At 43.0% G+C, this 2,954-nt stretch carries 2 protein-coding genes; one reads left to right on the forward strand and one right to left on the reverse strand.

Annotated features, from left to right (window positions below):
* Positions 1-194 (reverse strand): hypothetical protein (locus LUQ50_RS11155; RefSeq protein ID WP_300039911.1); only part of this gene is annotated, 194 nt, incomplete at its 3' end.
* Between the two features lie 183 nt (positions 195-377).
* On the opposite strand from LUQ50_RS11155, the gene LUQ50_RS11160 reads away from it, so the two are divergent.
* Entirely contained in the window at positions 378-2,882 is a 2,505-nt protein-coding gene (locus LUQ50_RS11160; protein ID WP_300039912.1) for a PAS domain-containing sensor histidine kinase, read from the forward strand.
* Positions 2,883-2,954 lie beyond the last annotated feature (72 nt).

The raw sequence follows: 2,954 nt of genomic DNA on the forward strand, positions 1-2,954 counted from the left end.
AACGAATCCGGATCCAATGAGGCAAGATAGACACAGATGAGATCCTCTTCAATAGCAAATCTGATATCTTTGGGTGAAAGTGAGGTATTTAAGGATATAATAAGATTCTTTTCCTCTTCAAAAATCAACCGATCCAATGTGACTGGTATCCGGAGAAATCCGTCAACCTCTGTGATCTTTTTTCGACGACCCATATCCCCTGATCCTTTTTCTATGGGTGGTATGAACACATATGTACATGGTTTGAGATCCATCGTGGCAGCATAGAACAGACGCAGATTCTATATGGGAACCATACTAGTATTGTTAACGGGAACAATTATCTCAAGTAAGGGTCGTTGATCAGAACAGAGGAATGCAAACGGTGCCATTGCGTTATGACAACATCACCAATACAGGATTGGCAACATCATATTATGCCCATGCTATCCGGGCCGGTGTGTATACTTGATACCAACCTGATGGTGAAATATGCAAATCAATCCTTTCTCGCCCTTTTCTCCGATTCTGTATCGGATGTAACCAATCAACCCTTTGATCAGGCATTCTCCTGGACCGGAACACTGAAAAAAATTCCGTATATGTTACCAGGAATACTTGATGGTTCTCTACCTGATGCATCATGCGAATTTTCAGGATCACTGACATCCGAATCACCTGAAAAATTTCTTCTTATTATCACAGGAATCAGATCAGAACTGCCAATCCATGCATCTCCGGTGACCGGTATCCTTCTTTCAGTTGTTGAGAACGCTGCCTTCCAACATCTGCAGGGAGTTAAGCAATCCTGTCGTTCACTTATTAATGTCATTTATGAGGTGACTGCCTTTGATCAGGATGCACACCCGGAACAATTTATCCAGATGGTTGTCAGCAGACTAGGACCGATTATTCAGGTTCCATTCATCTCATTTCTTGAATTCAGTGATGAACAAGGAGATAAGGATCAATTGATCGAGACCGTACTCTGGTCGTTTCGATACGGCTTTATGCTTGGGGAAGAGTGGAGTGACCTGTCATCCCATGAACAGGATGAGATTCACCAGATCAGAAATGTGACCCGTGAGAAAGGACAGATTCTCTATACCCGGGATACTGCACCAGAAGTACTGCGAAGAACCATACTCCAACGTGAAGTTACTGACATTCTGATTATTCCTGCATTATATGAGAAGAGAGTATACGGGTGTTTCATTCTCTGGGGTTCTAATTTAAGATCTGAAACAAATATCAGTGCGTTACAGACTATCGGCCTGATTGTGGGCGCAAAGATGACCAAGGCCAGGGTTCAGGCAGATCTGGAACAGAGCCAGGAGAAGTTCAGGAGTGTAATCGAGTATATCGGAGATTTATATTACCGGACAGATAAAACCGGTGCACTTCTGGAGATCAGTCCCTCCATGGCTACAGTTCTTGGGTATTCTTCCCCTGATCTTCTCATAGGTATGAGTTTTGAGACCCTGCTCAGGTACCCGGATATCTGGCCGTTGTTTCTTTCTGAAGTCCTTCATGAAGACGGAGTCAAGGATTATGAACTGATACTCAAAGGAGCACATGGTAAGATCATCACGGGATCAGTCAGTTGTCGTCTGGTATATACTGAAGGTGGAGAACTCCAGGGTATTGAAGGAGTTATCCGCGACATATCCCGAAGACGCCAGTATGAACAACTGATTCATGAATCTGAGTGGAAGCTTGAACAGGCTCAAAAGATAGCAAAACTCGGAGTCTGGTCATATGATACAGGTACCAGATCATTCAAAGTATCTCCAGAGATTTTTTCCATCCTGGCAATTCCTGCAGAACAGAATCTTATCACTCTTGATGATTTAATTCGGATTGCTTCAGAACCAGACCGGCCATTCATCTCCCGATATTTTGATCAGAATCCAGACAGCAGGGAGGAATTCGGATTTGAATTTAAGATCGACCTCCCCCATGAAAAATTTAAACATATCAGAGTTCGCGGGCAACCCAAGATACGAGGGGGGCTGGTTACCGGATCGTTTGGGATACTCCAGGATATTACCGAACGAAAAGAGGTAGAGAAACACCTGCTCAGATATGCGAACCAGCTCGAACAGAAAACTCTTGAACTTGATGCGATGCGAACGCAACTTCTGGATATGAACCGTGAACTGGATCGCCGGGTAAGGAGCAGAACTACCCAGATTGAAGAACTGCTCAGGCAGAAAGATGAATTCATCATGCAGATTGGCCATGATCTCAAAACTCCACTCACCCCGCTTGTTGCCATCCTTCCATACGTACGAAAAAAAATTACAGATCCTGAGATCTTAGAACTCCTCGATGTTTCAATTGAAGATGTGAAAACGATCAGAAAGATGATCACAACCATTCTTGAGCTTGCCAAGATGAATGCTCTCTATTCCTTATCAGATCTACAGCAGATTAACCTCCATGATATACTGGACCAGATCATATCAGACAATGCCTATCTGATTCATCAGAAGAGTCTCACCGTGAAGAATGAGATACCTGAAGCATACTCGGTCATGATGTCACCGATGCATCTGGAAACTCTGATGGGGAATCTTATCGGAAATTCAGTAAAATACTCATATATTGATGGAACAATCATAATCAGTGCAAGTGAACAGATAGAATCAATTCGAATAAAGATACAGGATTTTGGAATTGGCATCGAAGCTGAAGTACTTCCAAGAATTTTTGATGAATTTTTCAAAGCTGACTCATCCCGGCATGATCGTGATTCACACGGGCTCGGACTCGCGATAGCTCAGCGGATCATAGATATTTATGGCGGGATCATTAGAGCAGAAAGCGAAGGTGTAGGCAAAGGAACTACATTTTCAGTAAATCTGAAGAAGAATCCTCCAGTCAGAAAAAATTCTGAATAGGAGTGAAATGAATATAACAGACATAGTATACATAGGTAGCAATACAGGGTGGTGCCAGTGTCGGGGGTAAAA

The organism is Methanospirillum sp. (assembly GCF_028679455.1).
Classification (GTDB): domain Archaea; phylum Halobacteriota; class Methanomicrobia; order Methanomicrobiales; family Methanospirillaceae; genus Methanospirillum.

What these genes read in the sequence shown, in the direction of transcription:
- LUQ50_RS11160 (WP_300039912.1), top strand. Translation starts at nt 378, where the DNA reads ATGACAACATCACCAATACAGGATTGGCAACATCATATTATGCCCATG.